Here is a 22,431-nt window from a genome sequence, read left to right as displayed (position 1 = left end):
CGCCCCCTGGAAGGAGATGTCATGACCGCAGCCCCGATCCTGCCCGAACGGCACGAGTGGACGGTCGACGACCTCGGCGACCTGCCGAAGGACCTTCCGTACGAACTGATCAACGGAAGGTTGATCGTGCCGTCGCCGACTCTGCTGCACCAAGACATGTGCGTCGAGCTGCTGCTCGCTCTTCGAGTGAACTGCCCGAGGGAATACCAGGTCGGAATCGATCTCTCGATGCGGGTGGACCGACGCAACGAGCCCCGGCCGGACGTCGTCGTGGTCCGGCGGGGGAACGCTACTCGTAGCCCGCTGCCCGTCGAGGACGCTCTGCTCGCCGTGGAGATGGTGTCACCCACCTCCACCTTCCGCGACATGTACGACAAGGCGAAGGTCTACGCGCACGCCGGAGTGCGTTCGTACTGGGTGGTCGACCCGCTCCAGGACCGGATCACGCTGACCGAGTACGCGCTCGGTCCCGGCGGCCGCGACTACGAGCAGCTCACCCACACCGAGGACCTGTTCGTCACCGAGCAGCCGTGGAAGGTCTCGGTCGACCTGCCGGCGTTGACCGCCCGGAAGAACGACCTGCTCGCCCCCGAGGGGCCGTGATCGGGTAGGACTGTGCGCATGGCTCTGCATGTGCGCGGTGTGCTCCTGCCCGACGACGAGGTCCGGGACGTCTGGCTCGACGGCGACCGGGTCACCTTCGACCCGGTGCCCGATGCCGAGACGGTCGCCGACTCCGGGTTCGTGCTGCCCGGACTGGTCGACGCCCACTGCCACCTCGGCATCGCCCGGGGTGCCACCCCGGTCACCTCCCTCGACCAGGCCCGTACGTTGGCCCGTACCGACCGGGACGCCGGGGTGCTCGCGCTGCGCGACGCCGGCTCGCCGTACCCGTACCCCGAACTCGACGACGAACCGGACCTGCCGCGACTGGCCCGCGCCGGGCGGCACGTCGCCCCACCGAGGCGCTACCTGCGCGACATCGGCCTGGAGGTCGACGCGGCGGAGGTGGCCGCGACGGTCACCGCGCAGGCCGCCGCCGGCAACGGCTGGGTCAAGCTGGTCGGCGACTGGATCGACCGGGGCGTCGGCGACCTCGCCCCGGCCTGGGACGCCGACACGATGGCCGCCGCCGTGGCCGCCGCACACGCCGCCGGGGTACGCGCCGCGGTGCACACGTTCAGCGAGTCGGCCGTGGAGATCATGGTGCGCGCCGGGGTGGACTCGGTGGAGCACGGCACCGGGCTGAGCCTCGACCTGATCGACCTGATGGCCCGGCAGGGCACCGCGCTGGTCCCCACGATGATCAACATTCGGACCTTCGGAGGCATCGCCGCCGCGGCCCGCCCCAAGTTCCCCGGCTACGCCGACCACATGCTCGCCCTGCGCGACCGCTTCCCCGAGGTGGTGCGCGCCGCCCACGAGGCCGGGGTGCCGATCTACGTGGGCACCGACGCGGGCGGCGGCATCGACCACGGGCTGGCCGCAGAGGAGATGATGCTGCTGCACGAGCAGGCCCGCATGCCCGCCGTGGACGTCCTCGCCGCCGCCTCCTGGCGGGCCCGACAGTGGCTCGGCTTCCCCGGCCTGGTCGAGGGCGGCCTGGCGGACCTGGTCGTCTACCCCGAGGATCCGCGCCGCGACCTGCGGGTGGTCCGGGCGCCCAGCCGGATCGTCCTGCGCGGCCGGGTGGTCCGCTGACCGGCCGGGTGGTCCGCTGACCGGCCGGGTCGCCCGCGGCCGGCCCGCCCGCCGACGACGGTGGTCGACGGCCACGGATGCTGCTCAGCGCACGTCGAGTTCGTACTCGGCCTCGACCCAGAACCGCGCGCCGTCGTGCCCGGCGAAGGTCAGCCGGTGCGTGCCCGGCGTCGGCGGCGGCACCAGCCCCCACAGGCCCCAGCAGGAGACCTGCACCGGCCACGGCCAGGTGGTGACGACGTTGTTGAAGAACCCCCGGACCGGGAACGAGGCGGCGGAGCCGGCCGGCCGTACCGGCACCGCGGCCCCGTCCAGTTCGGCGTGCCCGCTGGCGTCGGGCATCGGCTCGGCCGGCTCGTCGCGGCGGCCGGGCTGCCAGTAGCTGAACGCCGGGAAGAACAGGGGACGGCCCGCCGGCACCACGCAGCGCCGGCTGACCCCACCGCCGAACGTGCCCGCGAGGAACCACACGTCGTCCGGCTGGTGACGTCCGCCGTGCCGGCCGGTGTCGTCCTTGACCGGGTTGACCGGCTGACGGTGCGCGGCCACCCAGGCCACCCAGCGGGCGGCGAGCGGGGCCAGGGCAGGTGCCGGGTCGCAGAGCATGACGGCAGATGGTAGTGCGGGCACGCCCGGCTGCGCCGACCCGTCGGGGGGCGCATAGGATGTGCGGTCATGGCTCGCGTGCTCACTCCCCGTGCGGAGGACTTTCCCCGCTGGTACCAGGACCTGATCGCCAAGGCGAAGCTGGCCGACAACGGCCCGGTCCGGGGGACCATGGTCATCCGACCGGCCGGCTACGCCATCTGGGAGCGGATGCAGGCCGAGATGGACGCCCGGATCAAGGCGGCCGGCGCGGAGAACGCGTACTTCCCGCTGTTCATCCCGGAGAGCTACCTCAAGCGGGAGGCCGAGCACGTCGAGGGCTTCTCACCGGAGCTGGCGGTGGTCACCCACGGTGGCGGCAAGCAGCTCGCCGAGCCGGTGGTGGTGCGCCCCACCAGCGAGACGGTGATCGGCGAGTTCATGGCCAAGTGGATCGACTCGTACCGGGACCTGCCGCTGCTGCTCAACCAGTGGGCCAACGTGGTCCGCTGGGAGTTGCGCCCCCGGATCTTCCTGCGCACCAGCGAGTTCCTCTGGCAGGAGGGGCACACCGCGCACGCCACCCGTGCCGACGCCCGCGCCTACGCCCGCAAGATCCTGCACGAGGCGTACGAGGACCTGATGGTCAACGTGCTGGGCATCCCGGTGGTGGTCGGGCTGAAGACCGCCCGGGAGCGCTTCGCCGGGGCGACCGCCACCTACACCTGCGAAGGCATGATGGGCGACGGCAAGGCGCTCCAGCTCGGCACCAGTCACGAGCTGGGGCAGAACTTCGCCAAGGCGTTCGACATCAGCTACTCCTCGGCCGAGGGTGGCCGGGAGCACGCCTGGACCACCTCCTGGGGCACCTCGACCCGGATGCTCGGCGGGCTGATCATGGCGCACGGTGACGACAACGGGCTGCGGGTGCCGCCGAGGCTGGCCCCGATCCAGGCGTACGTCATGATCGTCAAGGCGGGCGACGGCGTGGGCGAGGCGGCGGCCAAGCTGCGCGACGCGCTGCGCGACGCCGGGGTCCGGGTCGCGCTCGACGACCGCACCGACACCGCGTTCGGCCGTCGGGCCGTCGACGCCGAGCTGCGCGGCTATCCGGTACGCGTCGAGGTCGGCCCCCGCGACCTGGCCGCCGGCAACGCGGTCGTGGTCCGGCGGACGGACGGCTCGAAGGCCCCCACCCCGGTCGCGGACGTCGTCGGCGCGGTCCTGGCCGCTCTGGAGGCCGACCAGCAGGCGTTGCACGACGAGGCGCTGGCCCACCGGCGGTCTCGCACCGTCGAGGTGTCCACCCTCGCCGAGGCGATCGAGGCGGCTGCCACCGGCTGGGCCATGGTGCCGTGGTCGGCCGTCGGCGTGCCGGGCGAGGCCGAGGCCAACGGCCAGGGCGTCACCGTCCGGTGCCTGCTGCGCGCCGACGGTTCCGTCCCGGACAGCGAGGACGAGCCGGACCTGACCGCCATCCTGGCCCGCGCCTACTGAGGCGGCCCACCGCGACCCGGGGCCCGCAGGTCCGGCTCCCGGGTCGCCGACCGGCCGTGGGCGCGGCGACCGCGTCGCCGCGCAACCGGCCCACCGGACCCGGCTGCCCCGTTCGTCGCGGGTACGCCGAAAGCCGGCCCGCACTGTTCGTCCCGGGTGCGGCGGTGGGCCGGGGCGCAGGAAGCCCGTCCAGACCTGTGGAGGTGTGATGCGTTTCGCGCCAGGTCAGTTGATCATGCACCGCAACGTGCGGCGGGGCCGGATCGGGTGGGTCCGGCCGGCCCGGGTGGTCGGCGACGACGACCGGGGTCTGCTGCTCTGGGTGGCCCGGGACACGCCGGTGGCGCACGAGGTGTCCGAGGCGGGCCTGGGCATGCGGGCGATGCCGTTCACCGAGTGGATCGCCTCGTCCTACCGGCTGGCCCGGGGCCGGTGGGACGGCCCTGCGCTGCTGGAGTTCCTGCCCACGGGGGCGGCGCACTCGGTCTGGTTCTTCCGCGACGAGCAGGACCGCTTCGTCGCCTGGTACGTCAACCTGGAGGAGCCCGGTGTCCGGTGGGACGACGGGTCGGTGGCCGGGGTGGACGTGGTCGACCAGGACCTGGACGTGGTGGTCCGTCCCGATCTCAGTTGGCAGTGGAAGGACGAGGGCGAGTTCACCGAGCGGCTGGCCTTTCCCGACCACTACTGGGTGACCGACGAGCAGGCGGTCCGTGCCGAGGGGGAGCGGGTGATCGCCCTCGCCGAGGCGGGGAAGTTCCCGTTCGACGGCACCTGGTGCGACTTCGTCCCGCCGGCCGACTGGACGTCCCCGACGGAGCTGCCGCCGGGTTGGGACCGACCGCCCGCGCGGTGAATGTGTCGTAGCTCACCTGGCCGGGCCGTCGTCGGGGCGCGTGGCGGCGGTGGTCGGATGGCCCCGCCGGGACCGACGCCTGCCGTCGGGCCGGCCCGATGTGAGCATCCGGTGCGCGATCTGGCAGAATGGGTCGCTGGTATCCGGCGCGCGTCCGGCGCCCTCTAACCCGGGCGCGTCGCCAGTCCACCGAGCAGTCTCCGGCCCAACCCCACTGTGCCGGTCGACGCTCACCCGTGCACCGCCCGTAGCCGGGTCGGTGAAATCGCAACAGGAGCGAAACAACTGTGGCCGTAAAGATCCGGCTCCTGCGGATGGGCAAGATCCGCAACCCGCAGTACCGCATCGTCATCGCGGACTCGCGCACCAAGCGCGACGGTCGCGCGATCGAGTTCGTGGGCATCTACCAGCCGAAGGAAGACCCCTCGATCATCGAGGTCAAGTCGGAGCGGGTCCAGTACTGGCTCTCGGTCGGCGCGCAGCCGAGCGAGGCCGTCCAGCGGCTGCTGGAGCTGACCGGCGACTGGCAGAAGTTCAAGGGCCTGCCGGCCCCGCCGCCGCTCAAGGTCGCCGCCGAGCGCGCCGACCGCAAGGCGGCGTACGAGGCCGAGGCGAAGGCCGCTGCCGGCCTGGCTCCGGAGACCCCGGCCAAGCCGGCCCGCAAGGCCGCCAAGGCGGAGTCCCCGGCCGAGCCCGAGGCGCCGAAGACCGAAGCGCCGAAGACCGAGGCTCCGGCCGAGGCCCCGGCCGCTGCTGCCGACTCCGGTGAGCAGGCCTGACATGCCGCTGCGTCCCGCCCTGGAGCACCTGGTCAAGGGGATCGTCGACCACCCGGACGACGTGCGCGTCCGCATGGTCGACTCCCGTCGGGGCAAGCGGCTGGAAGTCCGCGTGCACCCGGAGGATCTCGGCACGGTGATCGGGCGGTCCGGTCGGACCGCCAAGGCGCTGCGTCAGGTGATCGGCTCCATCGGAGGACGCGGGGTACGCGTCGACATCGTCGACTCGTACTGATGCTGCTCATCGTCGGCAGGATCGGCAAGCCGCACGGCATCCGCGGTGAGGTCACCGTGGAGGTGCGGACCGACGAGCCCGAGGCGCGGTTCGCCCCCGGCGCGGTGCTGAGCACCGAGCCGGGGGTGCCGCCCCGGGTGGAGACCCCCCGTCGGGGCGGGGCCGAGCCGGCCGCGACCGCCGACCCGGGGGTGGCGTACCTGGTCCCCGACGAGCTGACCATCGAGGCGGCCCGTTGGCACCAGGGCCGGATGCTGGTGGCCTTCGAGGGGGTCCTCGACCGGGAGACCGCCGAGGCGCTGCGCGGCACCCTGCTCGGGGTGGACAGCGCCTCCGTCGCCCCACCGGAGGACCCGGAGGAGTTCCACGACCACCAGTTGGTCGGCCTGGCCGTGGTGACCCCGGCCGGTGAGCACCTCGGCGAGGTGGTCAAGATCGACCATGCGCCCGCCTCCGACCTGCTCGTCCTGCGCCGCCCGCAGGGGGGCAGCGCGCTGATCCCGTTCGTCAAGGCGATCGTCCCGGAGGTCGATCTCGCCGGCGGACGCGTCGTCGTCGACCCGCCGGCCGGTCTGCTCGACCTCTAGACCGGAAGCCACCCTCATGCGCGTCGACATCGTGTCGATCTTCCCGGACTACTTCGCCCCACTGGATCTGTCCCTGATCGGGCGGGCCCGGGAACAGGGCCTGCTCCGGTTGGCCGTGCACGACCTGCGGACCTGGACCCGCGACGTGCACCGCACGGTCGACGACACGCCCTACGGTGGCGGGCCGGGCATGGTGATGCGGCCGGAGCCGTGGGGCGAGGCGCTTGACGCGTTGGCCCCCGACGAGTTGGCTCCGGACGGCCTGACCCTGCCCCGGCTGCTGGTGCCCTCCCCGGCCGGCGTGCCGTTCACCCAGGCGATGGCGCACGAGTTGGCCACCGAGTCGCACCTGCTCTTCGCCTGCGGCCGGTACGAGGGCATCGACCAGCGGGTGCTCGACCACGCCTCGACCCGGCTGCGGGTCACCGAGGTGTCACTCGGCGACTACGTGCTCTTCGGTGGCGAGGTGGCGGTGCTGGTGATCCTGGAGGCGGTCACCCGGCTGTTGCCCGGGGTGCTCGGCAACGCCGGTTCGCTGGACGACGAGTCGCACGCGCACGGCCTGCTGGAAGCCCCGATGTACACCAAACCGGCGAGTTGGCGGGGGCACGAGGTGCCCGAGGTGCTCCGCTCGGGCGACCACGGCCGGATCGCCCGCTGGCGACGGGACGAGGCGTTGACCCGTACCGGCACCCGGCGACCGGACATGATCGCCGCGTTGCCCCCGGAGATCCTGGACAAACGGGACGTGGCGACGCTGGAGCGGGGTGGGTTTCCGCTGCCCCCGGGGGATGTGGCAAAGTAGGGGGGGTTGCCGCATCCGTCCGCGCCCGTGGGCGGCTGCGAGGATCCCCGGACAGGGTCGGCCCGCCGACCGGCACCGGGGATCAGAATCACCCATCCGCGCACCGACTGACGGTGCGCCGTGAGCATCACGAGGACGCAGCGATGAACATCCTGGACGCCCTTGACGCCCAGTCGAAGCGCACCGACCTCCCCGACTTCCGTGCCGGTGACACCGTCAAGGTGCACGCGCGGGTCGTCGAGGGCAACCGGTCCCGGGTCCAGATCTTCCAGGGCGTCGTCATCCGCCGCCAGGGTGACGGTCTGCGCGAGACCTTCTCGGTCCGCAAAGTCAGCTTCGGGGTGGGCGTGGAGCGGACCTACCCGCTCAACGGCCCGGGCATCGACCGGATCGAGATCGTGACCCGTGGCGACGTCCGCCGGGCCAAGCTCTACTACCTGCGCGAGCTGCGCGGCAAGAAGGCCAAGATCAAGGAGAAGCGGGAGAAGCAGCCCAGCTGACTTCCCGCTCGCCAGGCCGCCTGACCTGCGCGGATGTCGTATCGACCAGAGCGCACTACGCTGATCGGTACGGGCGCAGTCCGGCAGGTGGTGCCGCGACCCAGATCGCGGCACTCCGATCGTCCGCTGCCGCCCGTGGGGCCTCGACGAGGCTCCCGGGCGGTAGTGTCGTTTCTGCGGACCGGGGAGTGGCGTGGTGCAGGTGCTCGACTCGAACGGCACAGCCGACCCGTGGCGTCGGCGGACCCGACCCACCCGTCGGCAGATGCCCCTCTGGCAGGAGCTGCCGCTCCTGCTGATCGTGGCCTTCTGTCTGGCGGTGCTGATCCGCACCTTCCTGCTCCAGGCCTTCTTCATCCCGTCCAGTTCGATGGAGGACACCCTCCTCATCGGCGACCGGGTGCTGGTCAACAAGGTCGTCTACGACGTACGTGACCCGCTGCGCGGTGAGGTGGTGGTGTTCCGGGGCACCGACAAGTGGGTCGCCCTGGAGAGTCCCGTGCCGCCGACCGGTGCCGTCGGCAAGATCGGGCGAACCCTCGGCGACCTGGTCGGCGTGGGTCGCCCCGGCGAGAAGGACTTCATCAAGCGGGTGATCGGGTTGCCCGGCGACCGGGTCAAGTGCTGCGACGACCAGGGTCGGGTGCTGGTCAACGGCATCCCGCTGGACGAGCCGTACGTGGTGCGTGACTCACCGCTGGACGTGCCGCCGAACCCCAAGGAGTGCCGGTCCCGCCGGTTCGACGAGGTGGTCGTACCCCCTGGTCAGATCTTCGTGATGGGCGACCACCGGCTGGTCTCCCAGGACGCCCGCTGCCAGGGGCCGGTGCCGATCGACAACGTGATCGGCCGGGCGTTCATGGTGGTGTGGCCGTCGTCGCGGTGGGCGTCGCTACCCGTGCCGGCCACCTTCGAACGGCTGTCGGACTCCGCTGCCGCGCCCAACGCCCCGGCGCCGGTCCGGCCGACCCCCACCGGTGACGTGGTCCTGCTCCTGCCGGTCGCCGCGCTGCTCGCGGCCGTCGTGCGCTCCGGGCGACGGGTGTGGCCCCCCGGCCCCGGGCGGCCCCCACGCCTGCGCCGGGAACGGCTGCGGCGCTCCGGGTGGCCGGGACGCCTCCGGCGTTCCGGGCGGCCCGGGCGGCTCCGGCGACGTAGGCTCCACCCGTGATTGACGAGCAGACCGACAAGCCGCGCAGCTCCTTCTGGAAGGAGCTGCCCATTCTCCTGGGCGTCGCGATTCTGGTGGCGGTGCTGGTCCGCGCATTCGTGCTGCAGACCTTCTTCATCCCGTCGCCGTCCATGGAGAACACTCTCAAGATCGACGATCGGGTGCTGGTCAACAAGCTGGTCTACGACTTCCGCTCACCGCACCGGGGTGAGGTGGTGGTGTTCAAGGCACCGACCGAGTGGAGTGGCAACCCCGACGGCGAGGACTTCATCAAGCGGGTGATCGGGGTCGGCGGCGACCACGTGGTCTGCTGCGACGCGCAGGACCGGCTGACGATCAACGGCAAGTCCCTCGACGAGCCCTACATCTACTCCGCCAACGGCCAGCAGGACAAGCCCGCCGACCAGGAGTTCGACATCACCGTCCCGGCGGGGCGGCTCTGGGTGATGGGTGACCACCGCTCGGCCTCCGGGGACTCCCTGGAGCACTGGCAGCAGTCCGGTCGCAACATCGACAGCGCCACCATCCCCGAGGGCGAGGTCGTGGGCCGGGCCTTCACCGTGTTCTGGCCGTTCGACCGGGCCACCTGGCTCACCGTGCCCAAGTCGTTCGACGGGATTCCCAACCCCTGACCGGTTCACGACCACCCGGGCGTGGCCGAGCGTCGACACCGTCTGGCAGGCTGATGCGGTGACCGTCTTCCACCCCCGTCGTGCGGCCCGGGTGCTGCTCGTCGACGCGTCCGGCCGGGTGCTCCTCTTCGCGGGCGTCGACCCGGCCCGCCCGGGTCACCGGTACTGGTTCACCCCCGGTGGTGGGCTCACCCCGGGGGAGTCCCCGGCGGCCGGGGCGGCCCGCGAGCTGGCCGAGGAGACCGGGCTGCGGCTGACCCCGGCCGAGCTGGGCGGGTCGGTCCGCTCCGAGACGGTGGAGTTTCCCTTCGACGGCGTGTGGTACCGCCAGGAACAGGAGTTCTTCGTGGTCCGGGTGCCCACCTGGGAGGTCGACACGGCCGGGTTCGACGAGATCGAACGGGCCAGCGTCACCGGACACCGCTGGTGGTCGGCGGCCGAGCTGGCCGACACCACCGAGCGGTGCTACCCGGCCGACCTGGCCGCCCTGCTCACCCAGGTGCTGGCCGCCGCCCCGGCCCCGGAGGCGTCGTGCTGACCCCGCCGCGCACGGTGGTGCGCCGCGACGGAGGGCTCTACGCGCTGGAACGGGCCCTGCAACGGCGCGGCTTCCGGCACGTCGCGGGCGCGGACGAGGCCGGCCGGGGCGCCTGCGCCGGCCCGCTGGTGGCCGCCGCCGCGGTGCTCCCCGAGGGACGACGCGGCGAGATCGAGGGGCTGGCCGACTCCAAACTGCTCACCCCGGCCAGCCGGGAGCGGGTCTACGCCGAGGTCGTCGCCCGTGCCCTGGCGTACGCGGTGGTGGTCATCCCGGCCGAGGAGGTCGACGCCCGGGGGCTGCACGTGTGCAACCTCGCCGCGATGCGCCGGGCCCTGGCCTTACTGACCACCCGACCGGAGTACGTGCTCACCGACGGCTTCGGGGTGGACGGGCTGGAGGTGCCGGGGCTGGCGGTCTGGAAGGGTGACCGGGTGGCGGCCTGCGTGGCGGCGGCGAGCGTACTGGCCAAGGTCACCCGGGACCGGATCATGGTGGAGCTGGACGGACACCACCCGGGCTACGGCTTCGCCGAGCACAAGGGGTACATCACGGCCGAGCACACCGAGGCGCTGCGCGAGCGTGGGCCCTGCGTGGAGCACCGGTTCTCGTACGTCAATGTGGCCGCCGTGTCGGGCCGGGAGGGTGCCCCGCCCCGGGCCCGTCGGCCGCTCGGCGCAGCCGCTCCCGAGCCGATGGAGCGCTCGGGCACGGCAGGGGGTACCGTCGGCGTGGCGTTGGGCGAGCAGCCTCGGCCTCCGGCACCGGTGGGGGAAGATGTGGTCATGGAAGGCGGAGTGCGATGAGCGCGGAAGATCTCGAAAAGTACGAGACCGAGATGGAGCTGCAGCTCTACCGGGAGTACCGCGACATTGTCCGTCAGTTCTCCTACGTGGTGGAGACGGAACGCCGCTTCTACCTGGCCAACCAGGTGGACCTGCACGTGCGCAACTCCGACGGCGAGGTCTACTTCGAGGTCGAGATGCACGACGCCTGGGTCTGGGACATGTACCGTCCGGCCCGCTTCGTCAAGAACGTCCGGGTGATGACGTTCAAGGACGTCAACGTCGAGGAGCTGGAGAAGCCCGATATCTCGCTGCCCGCCGACTCGGGTTTCGGTAGCTGACCCCCCGCCCCGCGTCGGCCCCCCACCCGCCGACACCGGGCCAGGGTTGTTCACCCTGCCGCCGACCTCACTCCTCGACGACGAGCACGTCGACCCGTTGGACCAGGTTGTTGGCGAAACCACCCCGGTTCCACGGCTGCTCCACCGGCTGGGTACGCCCCGACGCGTCGGTCGCCCGCGCGGCCAGCGCGTACCGGCCGGGCTGCGGCGTCCACTCGTACCGCCAGCGCCGCCAGGACCACTCGCCACCGCTGGGCGGGTCCAGGACGGCCGGCGTCCAGGTCACCCCGCCGTCCGTGGTCACCTCCACCGCGACCACCGGGGCGTGCCCCGACCAGGCACGTCCGTCCACCGTGCACGGCCCCGGACGCAGCACCCTGCTGCGGGACATGAAGTCCGGGAAGCCCGGCGGCCGGACCAGCGCCCGGGGCTCGATCCGGGTCACCGGCACACCCGGGTCGTCGGCGTCGCGCCGCAGCCGGTAGGCCACCGCGTTCTGGTAGCCGTCGAACTCCCCGGTCAGCACGTTGATCGACCGTAGCCACTTGACGTGCGCCATGCCGTACCAGCCGGGGACGATCAGCCGCAGCGGTGCGCCGTGCTGGGGCAGCAGCGGAGCGCCGTTCATCTCGTACGCCAGCAGCACCTCGTCGCGCAGCGCGTCGGCGACCGGCAGGGCCCGCTGGTAGTCCTGCTCCACCCCGCGTTCCACACCGTGGTCGGCGCCGGTGAACACCACGTCCACCGCGTCGGGCGCGATCCCGGCCTCACGCAGTAACGGCGCCAACGGGGTGCCGGTCCACTCGGCGTTGCCCACCGCCTCCACCAACCACGGCTGGCTGACCGGGCGGGGGTGCAGCAGCGCCCGCCCGTTGCCGGCGCACTCCAGCGTGACCCGCCGCGTCACCCGGGGGCGTTCGCGCAGCTCGGTCAGCCCGAGCCGGAGCGGCTGACGTACCGCGCCGTCCACGGTCAGCGTGTGGGTCACCGCGTCGAGGTCGGGGATGTCGTAGTGGATGAGCAGGTAGTGCAGGCCGGCCGGGGTGACGTCGTAGCGCAACGCTTCGAGTGGGATGCCGTGGTTGCGGGCAGCCAGTTGCAGCTCCTCCGCGCTGATCGCCTCGTCCGGCCCGGCGACCCGCGACGGTCGGCTCACCTCGTTGATGGTGGTCATCGGTGGCCTCCCGGTCTGCGCCCGCCTGCGATGCCGCCAGCCTAGCCCCGCTGCGGGGGCGACACCGCCGGACCACGGCCGTCCCCCTGCGCTCTCCCCGACCGCCGCCCGCACGCCGGCACAGGGGCATAGCAGAGCGACAGGCCGGGTGGGCGTTTTCCACAGCCGGTCCCGTCATCCACAGCGGACAGCCGGTCCGTGGCGTCGGTCCGCCGGCCCCGACATGCTGCGGTGATGCGCACAACACTGCGGCAGGTGGTGGCCCTCGGGGCCGCCGTGCTCATGTTCGGCCCCCACTGGGTTCCCGGGCGGTCCACCCCACCCCGGTCCACCCCGCCCCCGTCCGCCCCGGTCCGGGCCGGGCCGGCCCCGGTGTTCCGGTGGCCACTCGACGGGCCACCCCGGCCGGTGCGCCGGTTCGACCCGCCTCCGCTGCCCTGGCTGGCGGGTCACCGGGGCGTGGACCTCGCCGCCGTACCCGGGGCCGCCGTCCGGGCCGCCGCAGCCGGCACCGTGCTGTTCGCCGGCATGGTCGCCGGCCGCCCGGTGGTCACCGTCGGCCACTCCGGGGGGCTGCGGACCACCTACGAACCGGTCCGCCCCGAGGTGCTCCCCGGCGACGTCGTGGCGGGCGGCGCACCGCTGGGTGTGCTGCTGGGCGGGCATCCGGGCTGCCCCGTGGCGGGGGTGTCCACCCCGACCGGCGGGTGCCTGCACTGGGGGGTCCGGCGGGGCCAGGAATACCTCGACCCGCTGGCCCTGCTGGGGCTCGGCCCGGTCCGGCTGCTCCCGGTGGCGACACCCGCCGAGGTGGGTCTCCTCCGGGTCGACGGGCCCGGCGACTCCGCCGACCGGTTCACCCGGGATGCCGCCCCCGGCGCTGACCATCTGCTGGTCCGGCGCGGCGGCCCCCTGCTGGTCCGGATTGGCGCCCTCGACACCGGTCAGCGGTGGGACCAGGGGCCGGACGGGATCGCCCGGCGGGACGAACGGCCACCCTGCCGGTGCGGTCAGCGCCCGGCAGGAGCCCCGTCACCCCTGGACCAGCAACGCCGGCAGCCGGGAGGCCAACCGCTCGTACTCGTCGGGGGTGTTGTAGACCTGACCGCAGAGCCGGAGCCACCCCCGCCCGTTCCAGGCCATCACCGACACCTCGGCGGCGAGCCGGTCGGCGATCCGGGCCCGCAACGCACCGGCGGCCTCCAACGTGCCGGCGACGCCCGGTGGCAACGGCACGATCCGCATCGCCACCCCCGGCCCGCCCGGGTCGGGCAGGTCGGTCGGCGGCACCCCGAGCGCGTCGGCGACCACCCGCTGCCCGTACGCCGCCAGTGCCGCGTTGTGCGCGCGGACCCGCTCCAGCCCGAGGCTACGCAATGTGTAGAGCCCGGCCGGGGCGCTCAGCCAACCCGTGTAGTCGAGTGTGGCCTGCCACTCGACGTTGCCCGGGAAACCGCTCGCCTGCTGCCAGGACACCACCAGCGGCTCGATCCGGTCCCGCCACCGTGGGGCGACCACCAGGACGGCCGTGCCACGGGGCGCGAACCCCCACTTGTGCAGGTTGCCCACCCAGAAGTCGGCCCCGATCGCGTCGACCTGGACGGGCAGCATCCCGGGCACGTGCGCGGCGTCCACCAGCACGGCGACGCCGTGCTCGCGGGCCACGGCCACCAGCGCGGCGACCGGCAGCAACCGGGCGGTGGCCGAGGTGAGCTGGTCGACCAGCAGCAACCGGGTCCGTCCCGGGCGCAGCCCGGCCCGCACGATCTCCACGAGCTGCGCGTCGCTGGCCGACAGGGGCAGGTGCAGGCTACGGGCGGTCGCACCCGTCCGGCGGCATTCCCGGGCGACGGAGAGGTGCACCGCGCCGTACCCGTGGTCGGTGCTGAGTACCTCGTCGTCGGGGCGCAGACCGAGTGACTGGAGGGCGACGGCCACCCCCGTGGTGGTGTTGCCGACCAGGGCGGTGCCCTCCGGATCGGCACCGAGGAAAGCGGCCAGGTGCCGCCGGGTGTGGGCGAGCCGGTCGGTCAGTGACTGGCCGAAGAACCGCTGCGGGTTGGCTTCCATCTCGTCGCGTAACCGCTGCTGGGTCCGCTGCACCCCGACCGGCACCGCGCCGAACGCCCCGTGGTTGAGATAACTGACCGAGGGGTCGAGGGTGAAGAGCAGTCGGGCCCCGGGAATCGACTCGGGCGGCGGCGGGACGCTCATCCGGTGATCGTAGCCCGCACGCCGGGGCCCGCAGGACCGATCGTCGCCGGCCACTGTGGTCCGACGCCCCCTCGGTGCGGCGGTCGGTCCTGCGGGCCGGCCAGTTACCCGCGGTGGTCTACGCCGACCTGACGCGCCGGGGCGGGCGGGATTGGCCGGGCCGGGCTGGTCGGCTGGCAGGTCAGGCCCGGGGGTGGGCCTGGCGGTAGGCGGCACGCAACCGCTCCACCGACACGTGGGTGTAGATCTGGGTGCTCGCCAGGGACGAGTGCCCCAGCAGCTCCTGCACCGCCCGCAGGTCCGCGCCGCCGTCGAGCAGGTGGGTTGCCGCCGAGTGGCGCAGCCCGTGGGGGCTGGTCGGAGGCAGCCCGGCGGCTCTGGCCCAGCCGGCGACGATCCGCCGGGCCATCGTCGGGTGCAGCCGGCCGCCCCGGGCACCGAGGAACAGTGCCCGGTCGGAGTCCGGGCCGGCCAGTGCGGGCCGGCCGACCGCCAGCCACCTGTCGACGGCCCGCTGGGCCGGCAGCCCGTACGGGACCGTGCGCTCCCGGTTGCCCTTGCCGAGGACCCGGACCACCCGACGGTCGTGGTCGACGTCCGTGCTGTCCAACCCGCACACCTCGCTGATCCGCGCGCCGGTCGCGTAGAGCAGTTCCAGCAACGCCCGGTCGCGCAACAGCAGCGGCTCGTCCGCCCCGGCCACCGACCCGACGGCTCCGCCCCCGCCCCCGCCCGGGGACGTAGGTCCGCCCTCGCCCGAAGCGGTAGGTCCGCTACCGCCCGAAGCGGGAGAGGTGCTGTCGTCCGAGGCGGGAGAGGTGCTGTCGCCCGGGGTGGGAGGCCCCTCGTCGGGGGTGTCGCCGCGGCCCGGGACGGCGGGCCCGCCGCTGCCCGGGGTGGGAGGCCGACCCCGACCCGGAGCCTCGACCAGGGTGGCGGCCTGGTCGGCCCGGAGCACCACCGGCAACTCCCGACGCGTCTTCGGGGTGGCCAACGGGGCGGCCACATCCGTGACCAGCAGACCGCAGCGGTGGGCCCACCCGCTGAAGGTCCGCACCGCAGCGGCTCGACGGGCCGCCGAACTGGCGGCCGTGCCGGTCGTCCGCTGCTTCGCCAGCCAACTGCGTAGCACGCCCAGGTCCAGGTCGCCGGGTGCGGCACAGCCCATCCGGACGGCATGGTCGAGCAGTGACACCAGGTCGGCGACGTACGCCCGGACGGTGTGCGGGGACCGGTTGCGCACCTGGGCCAGGTGCGCGGCGAACTCGTCCACGGCGTCCCGCATGGCCGGTGGCAGGGCCTGGTGGGTGACCCGGGTGCCCGGAGCTCGCCGGCTCATCGCCACGCCCGTGCCGAGACCGGCCGGTGGACGCTGCCGGGGTGCGGCGGTCGCCGACCTGCCATCGGGTCCGGATCCACCGGCCCAGCTTACGGGCACCGACGCCAGCGGCAGGAGCGAGCGCGACGGCGGCAGGGATGGGCCGGCGGCAGGGCTGGCGGGGGGAGCGCGCTGGTGGGGGAGAGGGCCGGCGGGAGCAGCATGCCGGCGGGCGGAGGGCGACTGGCAGCCCCGACGGGCCCGGCGAAGCTGACCGCAGGGATGACCGGCGGGTGGGGAGGTGGGTGGTCCCCCGGGGTCAGGCGAACGTGTCGGCCACGGCGACCCGGGCCGGGTCCGGGTCGGCCCAGCTCCAGTTCGGATGGGCACGGTTGGTGAGCAGCACCAGCACCCGGCGGCGGTCGGGTTGGACCAGGAACGAGGTGCCGGTGAACCCGGTGTGTCCGAAGGTGGTGGGTCGGGCGAGCCTGCCCATGAACCAGGGCTGGTTGAGCACCACACCGAGGCCGTGGTCGGAGGTGCGGCCCGGCCGGTCCGGGTCGACGGCCGGCAGCCCGGTGTTGGCGTTGCGCAGCATCCGGGCGACGGTGCTCTCGGCGAGGATCCGTTTCCCGCCGTAGCTGCCGCCGTCGAGCAGCAGTTGCCCGATGACCGCCACCTCCTCGGCGGGGGCGAAGATGCCGGCGTGGCCGGCGATGCCGCCGAGATGGTTGGCGACGTCGTCGTGCACCACGCCCCGCAACAACCCCCGGGAGGAGCGGGCGTCGGTGGCGACCAGCCGGTTGGCCCGGTCGGCCGTGCCGAGCCAGGTGTTGGGGTTGAACCCGGTGTGGCGCAGCCCCAACGGGGTGGTCAGGTTGGTTTTCAGGGCCCGGTCGAGGCTGAGCCCGGTGACCTTCTCGACGATCTTCCCGGCCACCATCAGGCCGACGCTGGAGTAGCGGAACTTGGTGCCCGGGATGGCGCCGCTGACCAGTGGCGTGGCCAGCACCGCACGCCACCGCTGCGCCATCGTCGCGTAACCGGTGACCTTCGCACCGACCGGCAGGCCGCTGGTGTGGGCCAGCAGCATCGCCACGGTGACGGTGGACTTGCCGGTGCCGGTGAACTCGGGCAGGTAGCGGACCACGGGCGCGTCCAGGTCGATCCGGCCGCTGTCGACCTGTTGCAGGGTGAGGATCGCGGTGTAGACCTTGGTGAGCGAGGCCAGGTCGAAGATCGAGTCGGGACGCATGGCGACCCGCTTCGCCGCGGGCAGCAGCACCGGGCCGGCCCCGTAACGCAGCGCCTCACCGACCGCCAGGTGGTCGGTCGGCTCACCGTCGGTCACCGCCAGCACCACCGCCCCGGCGTACGTCGGGTGCTTGGGGTTCTCCGGGGTCGGCTGGAGGTGCCGCTGGAGTGCCGCGGCGAGCGTGCGCGGCTTCGCGGCTGCGGTCGGGGCGGAACGCCGGGCTGTGGCTCCCGGTCGGCCGGTCGCCGCCGCGCCCTGGCCGCCCTGTGCCCCGTCGCCCGGTGCGGGAGTGGCCCAGGCTCCCGCAGTCCGGGCAGGTGGGTTCGGTGCGCAACCGGCCAACCCGAGGGCGGCGGCGAATCCTAGACCGAGCGCGGAACGGCGGGGTATCGACACGGCAGCGATCATCGCATTCGTACTGCTCTCGGGCCAGCGCGATCGACGGCCGGAGCGCCCGGTGGTCGTCTGCGCGGTCCTGGCCTGACCGGTGCGTGCGCAGCGGCGTGGCCGGAGAGCCGCCGTGTCGACCGCCTACCGTCGGACCAGGGTGTAGCCGTCGTCGTGCCGGCTCACCAGGCCCAGCTCCGTCAGCAGGGCGAGCTTGCGCAACGCCGTGCGGATCGGCACGCCGGCCCGGGCGGCGAGCGCGTCCGCGCCGATCGCACCGCGCCGGGGCATCGACTCGCGCAGCATGGCCGCCTCGTCGTCGAGGACGTCCGTCGGACGGTCCGCGCCCCGGGCGGGTGGTGCCAGGTCCGCTCCGATCCGGCCCACCTCCTCCAGCACGTGCGCCAGCCCGGTCACGAGTCGGGTGCGCTCGTATTCACGGAGCAGTTCGTGCGCGCCGACGGACAGCGCCGAGGTGACGGGGCCGGGCACCACCATCGCCGGTCGTCGCAGGGCGATCGCCCGGTGCATGGTCTGGGCTGCGCCGCTGCGGGCCGCCGCCTCCACCAGCACGCTGCCCCGGGTGCCGGCGGCGATCACCCGGTTACGGATCAGGAAGCGGGGACGCAGCGGCTCCGCACCGGGCAGCCACTCGCTGATCAACAACCCGGTCTCGGCGATCCGGTCGAACAGGGCGGAGTTGCCCATCGGATAGGGGCGGTCCACCCCACATGCCAGCACCGCCACCGTCACCCCACCGGCGTTCAACGCGCCCCGGTGGGCGGCGGCGTCGATGCCGAACGCGCCGCCGGAGACCACCGTCCACTCCCGGTCGGCCAGGCCGTAACCGAGTTCCGTGGCGACGTGTACGCCGTACCCGGTGGCGGCCCGCGCGCCGACCACCGCCACCGAGCGGTCCAGCACCTGGGCCAACGGCCACCCGCCGCGTACCCAGACGCAGAGCGGTGGGGCGGTCTCCCGGTCGACCTTCCGGCTTGCCCCGGGCAGCACCAGCCCTTCCAGGTCGCCCAGCGGGGCGGGCCACTCGTCGTCGTGCGGGGAGACGATCCGCGCGCCGAGCCGGTCGGTGAGCGCCACCGCCTCGGCGGCTGCCGCCCGGGGGTCGCCCGCGTGCAGCCGGGCCGCCACCGCCGCCCGCAACGTCTCGTCGGGTGCCCCACCGTCGAGCAGGAGGTCCAGCGTGGCGACCGGACCGAGCCGGCACACCAGCCGGTGCACCAACCGGGTGCCCGGCTCGGTCAGCCAGGTCAGTGCCACCCGGGCGTGCAGATCCTCGGTGCTGTTCACACTTCCTCCCCCGTTCTCAGGCCGGTGGCCTCCCGGACGTCCTCAAGATCGGGCCGTGGCCGGCCGTCAAGATCGGCGATCGTCCAGGCGAGCCGGATGATGCGATCGAAGCCCCGGGCCGACAGCGAGCCCCGGTCGAGCCGCCCCCGTAGTTCGGCAGTGGCCTGGGCGGCGAGCCGCCACGGTGGTCGGCGCAGCAGCGGGCCCGGCACCTCCGCGTTGAGCCGGTGCCCGACCGGGGCCCACCGTTCGGCGGCAGCCGCGCGCGCCACCGCCACCCGGGCGGCGACCACCGCCGACGGTTCGCCGTCCGGGTCGACGCCCATCAGTTCGGCCGCCCGTACCGGCAGCACCCTGACCTGTACGTCGATCCGGTCGAGCAGGGGACCGGAGAGCCGGCCGAGGTAGCGCCGTCGCACCAGCGGACTGCACTCGCAGAGCGAGTCGCCACCGGGCTTCGCACAGGGGCAGGGATTGGCCGCCATGATCAACTGAACCCGGGCCGGGTAACGGGTGCTGCCCCGGGCCCGGGTGAGATGGACCTGCCCACTTTCCAACGGCTGGCGCAGCGCCTCCAGGGCTCCTTTGCTGAACTCGGCTGCCTCGTCGAGAAAGAGCACCCCCCGGTGGGCCAGCGACACCGCGCCCGGCCGGGCCAGCCCCGAGCCGCCGCCGACCAGCGACGGCACGGTCGCCGAGTGGTGGGGTGCCTGGAAGGGCGGCCGACGCAGCAACCGGCCGTCAGGTGGCAGTGTGCCGGCGATCGAGTGCAGTGCGGTGACCTCCAACGCGGCCTCGTCGTCGAGCTCCGGCAGGATCGACGGCAGGCGCTCGGCGAGCATCGTCTTGCCGGCGCCGGGCGGCCCCAGCAGACAGAGGTGGTGCCCGCCGGCCGCCGCCACCTCCAACGCCCGCCGACCCAGCCCCTGCCCGGCGACGTCGGCGAGATCCGGCCCGGACGGCGTCCCGGCGGGAGCAGCCGGCGGCGGCTCCAGCAGGGGAGCGCCGTCCCGGACGAAGGCGACGAGCCGGTGCAGGGTGTCGACGGCGCGCACCTTCACCCCCGGGATCACCGCCGCCTCCGCCGCGTTTCCCACCGGCACGACCACCCGGCCCAGCCCGGCGCGTACCGCCGCGGTGACCATCGGCAGCACGCCGCGGACCGGGCGGACGGTGCCGTCGAGCCCCAACTCGCCCAGGACCACCACCCCCTCCATCGGCAGCAGCGGCAGCTCACCGGCGGCACCGAGCAGGGCGACCGCGATGGCCAAGTCGAACGCCGAGCCGTACTTGGGGAGCGTGGCGGGAAGCAGGTTGAGGGTGATCCGGCGGTTGGGCCAGCGCTGGCCGGAGTTGACCACGGCGGCGCGGACCCGGTCCCGGGCCTCGTGCAGGGCGGTGTCCGGCAGCCCCGAGATGACCACGGCCGGTAGCCCGGGGGAGAGGTCCGCCTCCACCTCGACCAGGTGGCCGGTGACCCCCACCAGGCCGACCGCGTGCACCTTGGCGTAGCTCACCGTGCCACCCCCGCCCCCGGCCGCCCGGCGTGGTGCCGGATGACCCGACGGGCGCGGTGACGGGCCAGGGCCGGCCGGACGCGGTGGCCAGTCGGGGCCGACCGGGCGCGGTGGCGGGCCAGAGCCGGCCGGGCGCGGTGGCGGGTCGGGATCATCAGAAGGCCCCCTTGAGGTGCTCGACCTGTGCCGGGCCGGCCGGCGGCAACCGGACCGACAGGACGTCGAAACGCACCTCGTCGGTGGTCGTCCCGGTCTCGGCCAGCCAGCGGGCGGCGAGCCCCCGCAGCCGTCGGGCCTTGGCCGGGACGACCGCCTCTGCGGGGCTGCCGTAGGCGTCGCCGCGTCGGGTCTTCACCTCGCAGAAGGCGAGGACCGGGCCGTCCCACGCGATGACGTCGATCTCACCTTCGCGGCAGCGCCAGTTGCGGGCCACCGGGCGCAGCCCGGCCCCGATCAGATGCCGTACGGCGCACCTCTCGCCGTACGCGCCGATCGCCTGGTTCCGCTTCGTCATGCCCGTCAGGCTGCGGGTGGGGCGGGGGTGGGCGCGACATCCGAGGCCGCACCTGTGGACAACTCGACGCCCTGTGGACGAGCGGACGATCAAGGCCCAGACCTGCTATGTGATCTGCTGATGCCCTGCTCCCGGGGGGTGGCCGGCGATCGTCCGTCGACCCGTCCGATCGGTCCCGTGCGCCGGTACGACCTGCGAATGGCGCCGGGCGGGTCGGTCGCATACGGTGCCGGACGTGGACGCACGACGGAGCTACCCCGAAGATCAGGAGTCACGCTGGTACCCGGCCGGCCGGGAACGCGCGTACGACGACTCCGACTGGCGGACGGCGAGCGGGGTGCGCCGGCGCGACGACGAGGCCCGCACCCCCGACCAACGAGCTGCCGAGGAAGGCCGGTACGGGGACGCCAGCCGTTTCGACTCGGGACGCCTCGACACGGCTGATCCCTTGGGTGCCGCCGGGGGCGAGAGCACCGGATACCGGCCGACCCGGTCCCGCCGGGACGACCCGGATGTCTCCGGCGAACTGCCCGGTGACCGGGTGGGTCGACGCGCCGCCCGCGAGGCCGCAGTCAGTGGCGTCGGCCCGCTCGGGGACACCGGTGCGGGCCCGCTCGGCGGCATCCCGGTGCGGGGCGTGGGCGACACCGGCACCGGCCGCCTGTCCGACACCGGTATTGGCCGGGGCGTTGGCGACACCGGCACCGGCCGCCTGGCCGACACCGGCACCGGCCGCCTGGCCGACACCGGCACCGGCCGCCTGGCCGACACCGGCACCGGCCGCTTGTCCGACACCGGCACCGGGCGGCGTGTCGGCGATACCGGTACGGGTCGGTTGGGTGGTACCGGGGGTGGTCGGCTCGGCAGCGGTGACAGTGGCACCGGCCGGTTCACCGCCGATTCCGGACTGTTGGGGGTCAGCGGGGTCGGCCCGCTGGCGGGGACCGATCCGGTCCGGCCGGCGGCGCTGGGCAACTACCCGATCGTCGAACCCACCCGACCGGCGGAGCCCTCCCCCCTGGAGGTGCCGACCGGCCCGATGGTGCCGGTCACGCCGCGGGCGGATGACCTGGCCAGCCCGGACGGGGCGTACCGCACGGGTGGCCCGACCTCCGACGGCGTGTACCGCACCCGGCGGCCGGCGCTGGCGGTGCTGCTGGGGTTGTCGGCCCTGGTCTTCGAGGTTCCCGCGCTGCGGGTGCTGCTGCACGGACTCACCGGTGACCCGGTCTCGGCGTCGCACGTCGTCGTGGGCACCTTCCTGGTGATCGGGTTGCCGGTCTTCGCCGGCGGCCTGTACGGGCTGCGCACCGGTGGCCTGGCGATGGCCGACGGGGCCCGGGGCTGGCTGCGCCCGCCGACCGCCTACCTCACCGTCGGGCTGGTCCTCTTCCTCGCCGCCGCCCTCGCCGCCCGCTGAACCGCCCCCGGACCGCCCCCGGACCGCCCCTGAACCGCCCCCGGACCGCCCGTCGAACGGCGGCCTGCGGAGAACCGTCACCGTCCCCGACCCGCTGGACCCCCGTCGCCTGCCGACACCTCGGCACCCACCCGATCCAACCCGAGACCCGAGACCGGGAGCCGGGAGCCGGGAGCTGAGCCCCGAGAGCCGAGAGCTGGGGGCGGGAACCGGATGCGCGGCTGGATGGTGGGGCGGGGGTCGGGTGGCAGGGCGGGGGCGTACACTGGCCTCTTGGCGACCGCCTCGGCGGTCGACCTCGCGTGCCCTCTC

At 73.8% G+C, this 22,431-nt stretch carries 23 protein-coding genes and 1 pseudogene; 16 read left to right on the top strand and 8 right to left on the bottom strand.

Going from position 1 to position 22,431, the window contains the following annotated elements; translation table 11 throughout:
- Nucleotides 1-21 precede the first annotated feature (21 nt).
- Complete coding sequence (locus tag AB0K25_RS13715) at nucleotides 22-603, top strand: Uma2 family endonuclease (RefSeq protein WP_219468306.1); 582 nt, start codon at nucleotides 22-24, stop codon at nucleotides 601-603.
- Between the two features lie 18 nt (nucleotides 604-621).
- Complete coding sequence (locus AB0K25_RS13710; protein ID WP_363820333.1) at nucleotides 622-1,701, top strand: amidohydrolase family protein; 1,080 nt, start codon at nucleotides 622-624, stop codon at nucleotides 1,699-1,701.
- An 84-nt stretch (nucleotides 1,702-1,785) separates the two neighbouring features.
- Here the strand turns inward: AB0K25_RS13710 and AB0K25_RS13705 are convergent, their stop codons facing one another.
- A complete protein-coding gene (locus tag AB0K25_RS13705) occupies nucleotides 1,786-2,307 on the bottom strand; it encodes a hypothetical protein (RefSeq protein WP_219468316.1) in 522 nt (173 codons plus the stop codon).
- Nucleotides 2,308-2,376: 69 nt separating this feature from the next.
- On the opposite strand from AB0K25_RS13705, the gene proS reads away from it, so the two are divergent.
- From proS to AB0K25_RS13645, 12 genes are all read left to right on the top strand, one after another.
- Nucleotides 2,377-3,783, top strand: a complete 1,407-nt coding sequence (gene proS, locus AB0K25_RS13700; RefSeq protein WP_219468320.1) for a proline--tRNA ligase — start codon at nucleotides 2,377-2,379, stop codon at nucleotides 3,781-3,783.
- A gap of 208 nt (nucleotides 3,784-3,991) precedes the next feature.
- Nucleotides 3,992-4,639: a DUF402 domain-containing protein gene (locus AB0K25_RS13695; RefSeq protein ID WP_219468322.1), complete on the top strand. Its 648-nt coding sequence runs from the start codon at nucleotides 3,992-3,994 to the stop codon at nucleotides 4,637-4,639.
- A 287-nt stretch (nucleotides 4,640-4,926) separates the two neighbouring features.
- On the top strand, nucleotides 4,927-5,418 hold the full coding sequence (gene rpsP, locus AB0K25_RS13690; protein WP_208567192.1) for a 30S ribosomal protein S16: 492 nt from the start codon (nucleotides 4,927-4,929) through the stop codon (nucleotides 5,416-5,418).
- A complete protein-coding gene (locus AB0K25_RS13685; RefSeq protein WP_172862164.1) occupies nucleotides 5,393-5,653 on the top strand; it encodes an RNA-binding protein in 261 nt (86 codons plus the stop codon). Before rpsP ends, AB0K25_RS13685 begins: the two co-directional genes overlap by 26 nt.
- Nucleotides 5,654-5,655: 2 nt before the next feature.
- Nucleotides 5,656-6,240, top strand: coding sequence for a ribosome maturation factor RimM (rimM, locus tag AB0K25_RS13680; protein ID WP_219470760.1), 585 nt, complete (start codon nucleotides 5,656-5,658; stop codon nucleotides 6,238-6,240).
- Between the two features lie 16 nt (nucleotides 6,241-6,256).
- Nucleotides 6,257-7,045 carry a tRNA (guanosine(37)-N1)-methyltransferase TrmD gene (trmD, locus tag AB0K25_RS13675; protein ID WP_363820328.1) on the top strand — a complete coding sequence of 263 codons (789 nt, stop codon included), beginning with the start codon at nucleotides 6,257-6,259 and terminating at the stop codon, nucleotides 7,043-7,045.
- Nucleotides 7,046-7,188: 143 nt separating this feature from the next.
- Nucleotides 7,189-7,545 carry a 50S ribosomal protein L19 gene (rplS, locus tag AB0K25_RS13670; protein ID WP_007456548.1) on the top strand — a complete coding sequence of 119 codons (357 nt, stop codon included), beginning with the start codon at nucleotides 7,189-7,191 and terminating at the stop codon, nucleotides 7,543-7,545.
- Between the two features lie 193 nt (nucleotides 7,546-7,738).
- A complete protein-coding gene (gene lepB / locus AB0K25_RS13665; protein WP_357534552.1) occupies nucleotides 7,739-8,716 on the top strand; it encodes a signal peptidase I in 978 nt (325 codons plus the stop codon).
- Nucleotides 8,713-9,348, top strand: a complete 636-nt coding sequence (lepB, locus tag AB0K25_RS13660) for a signal peptidase I (protein WP_208567189.1) — start codon at nucleotides 8,713-8,715, stop codon at nucleotides 9,346-9,348. The genes lepB (AB0K25_RS13665) and lepB (AB0K25_RS13660) overlap by 4 nt, the downstream gene beginning before the upstream one ends.
- A 58-nt stretch (nucleotides 9,349-9,406) precedes the next feature.
- On the top strand, nucleotides 9,407-9,886 hold the full coding sequence (locus AB0K25_RS13655; RefSeq protein ID WP_363820324.1) for an NUDIX domain-containing protein: 480 nt from the start codon (nucleotides 9,407-9,409) through the stop codon (nucleotides 9,884-9,886).
- The gene (locus tag AB0K25_RS13650) at nucleotides 9,880-10,692 is read left to right on the top strand and encodes a ribonuclease HII (RefSeq protein ID WP_363820321.1); all 813 of its coding nucleotides are present in this window, start codon (nucleotides 9,880-9,882) and stop codon (nucleotides 10,690-10,692) included. The genes AB0K25_RS13655 and AB0K25_RS13650 overlap by 7 nt, the downstream gene beginning before the upstream one ends.
- Entirely contained in the window at nucleotides 10,689-11,012 is a 324-nt protein-coding gene (locus AB0K25_RS13645) for a DUF2469 domain-containing protein (RefSeq protein WP_011905215.1), read from the top strand. The genes AB0K25_RS13650 and AB0K25_RS13645 overlap by 4 nt, the downstream gene beginning before the upstream one ends.
- Before the next feature lie 67 nt (nucleotides 11,013-11,079).
- Here AB0K25_RS13645 and AB0K25_RS13640 read toward each other — a convergent pair whose 3' ends face one another.
- Nucleotides 11,080-12,186: a sulfite oxidase gene (locus tag AB0K25_RS13640; RefSeq protein ID WP_219468336.1), complete on the bottom strand. Its 1,107-nt coding sequence runs from the start codon at nucleotides 12,184-12,186 to the stop codon at nucleotides 11,080-11,082.
- Nucleotides 12,187-12,468: 282 nt separating this feature from the next.
- Between AB0K25_RS13640 and AB0K25_RS13635 the strand changes: the two are divergent.
- Nucleotides 12,469-12,981: pseudogene (locus AB0K25_RS13635) on the top strand (peptidoglycan DD-metalloendopeptidase family protein); the annotation flags it as partial.
- 237 nt (nucleotides 12,982-13,218) lie between these two features.
- On the opposite strand, the gene AB0K25_RS13630 reads toward AB0K25_RS13635, so the two are convergent.
- From AB0K25_RS13630 to AB0K25_RS13605, 6 genes are all read right to left on the bottom strand, one after another.
- Nucleotides 13,219-14,400 (bottom strand): aminotransferase class V-fold PLP-dependent enzyme, encoded by a 1,182-nt coding sequence (locus tag AB0K25_RS13630; RefSeq protein WP_357534547.1) that lies wholly within the window; start codon nucleotides 14,398-14,400, stop codon nucleotides 13,219-13,221.
- A 181-nt stretch (nucleotides 14,401-14,581) separates the two neighbouring features.
- Entirely contained in the window at nucleotides 14,582-15,739 is a 1,158-nt protein-coding gene (locus tag AB0K25_RS13625; protein WP_363820317.1) for a tyrosine recombinase XerC, read from the bottom strand.
- A 298-nt stretch (nucleotides 15,740-16,037) separates the two neighbouring features.
- Nucleotides 16,038-17,081 (bottom strand): serine hydrolase domain-containing protein, encoded by a 1,044-nt coding sequence (locus AB0K25_RS13620; RefSeq protein ID WP_363820314.1) that lies wholly within the window; start codon nucleotides 17,079-17,081, stop codon nucleotides 16,038-16,040.
- A gap of 423 nt (nucleotides 17,082-17,504) precedes the next feature.
- The gene (locus AB0K25_RS13615; RefSeq protein ID WP_357534542.1) at nucleotides 17,505-18,668 is read right to left on the bottom strand and encodes a DNA-processing protein DprA; all 1,164 of its coding nucleotides are present in this window, start codon (nucleotides 18,666-18,668) and stop codon (nucleotides 17,505-17,507) included.
- The gene (locus tag AB0K25_RS13610; protein WP_208567181.1) at nucleotides 18,665-20,185 is read right to left on the bottom strand and encodes a YifB family Mg chelatase-like AAA ATPase; all 1,521 of its coding nucleotides are present in this window, start codon (nucleotides 20,183-20,185) and stop codon (nucleotides 18,665-18,667) included. Before AB0K25_RS13610 ends, AB0K25_RS13615 begins: the two co-directional genes overlap by 4 nt.
- Nucleotides 20,186-20,339: 154 nt before the next feature.
- A complete protein-coding gene (locus AB0K25_RS13605) occupies nucleotides 20,340-20,699 on the bottom strand; it encodes a YraN family protein (protein ID WP_208567180.1) in 360 nt (119 codons plus the stop codon).
- 235 nt (nucleotides 20,700-20,934) lie between these two features.
- Between AB0K25_RS13605 and AB0K25_RS13600 the strand changes: the two genes are divergently transcribed.
- Nucleotides 20,935-22,119 carry a hypothetical protein gene (locus AB0K25_RS13600; protein WP_363820311.1) on the top strand — a complete coding sequence of 395 codons (1,185 nt, stop codon included), beginning with the start codon at nucleotides 20,935-20,937 and terminating at the stop codon, nucleotides 22,117-22,119.
- The last annotated feature ends 312 nt before the right edge of the window (nucleotides 22,120-22,431 follow it).

The organism is Micromonospora sp. NPDC049257 (assembly GCF_040678915.1).
GTDB classification, from domain to species: domain Bacteria; phylum Actinomycetota; class Actinomycetes; order Mycobacteriales; family Micromonosporaceae; genus Micromonospora; species Micromonospora antibiotica.
The sequence above is the reverse complement of the archived record's forward strand: the minus strand, read 5'-3'. Positions and strand labels throughout refer to the sequence as shown.

Excerpts from the sequence above, each read along its gene's own strand:
- AB0K25_RS13625 (WP_363820317.1), bottom strand. The coding sequence starts at position 15,739 with ATGAGCCGGCGAGCTCCGGGCACCCGGGTCACCCACCAGGCCCTGCCA.
- AB0K25_RS13710 (WP_363820333.1), top strand. The coding sequence starts at position 622 with ATGGCTCTGCATGTGCGCGGTGTGCTCCTGCCCGACGACGAGGTCCGG.
- AB0K25_RS13645 (WP_011905215.1), top strand. The coding sequence starts at position 10,689 with ATGAGCGCGGAAGATCTCGAAAAGTACGAGACCGAGATGGAGCTGCAG.
- trmD (WP_363820328.1), top strand. The coding sequence starts at position 6,257 with ATGCGCGTCGACATCGTGTCGATCTTCCCGGACTACTTCGCCCCACTG.
- AB0K25_RS13630 (WP_357534547.1), bottom strand. The coding sequence starts at position 14,400 with ATGAGCGTCCCGCCGCCGCCCGAGTCGATTCCCGGGGCCCGACTGCTC.
- AB0K25_RS13695 (WP_219468322.1), top strand. The coding sequence starts at position 3,992 with ATGCGTTTCGCGCCAGGTCAGTTGATCATGCACCGCAACGTGCGGCGG.
- rplS (WP_007456548.1), top strand. The coding sequence starts at position 7,189 with ATGAACATCCTGGACGCCCTTGACGCCCAGTCGAAGCGCACCGACCTC.
- proS (WP_219468320.1), top strand. The coding sequence starts at position 2,377 with ATGGCTCGCGTGCTCACTCCCCGTGCGGAGGACTTTCCCCGCTGGTAC.
- AB0K25_RS13705 (WP_219468316.1), bottom strand. The coding sequence starts at position 2,307 with ATGCTCTGCGACCCGGCACCTGCCCTGGCCCCGCTCGCCGCCCGCTGG.
- AB0K25_RS13640 (WP_219468336.1), bottom strand. The coding sequence starts at position 12,186 with ATGACCACCATCAACGAGGTGAGCCGACCGTCGCGGGTCGCCGGGCCG.
- AB0K25_RS13715 (WP_219468306.1), top strand. The coding sequence starts at position 22 with ATGACCGCAGCCCCGATCCTGCCCGAACGGCACGAGTGGACGGTCGAC.
- AB0K25_RS13605 (WP_208567180.1), bottom strand. The coding sequence starts at position 20,699 with ATGACGAAGCGGAACCAGGCGATCGGCGCGTACGGCGAGAGGTGCGCC.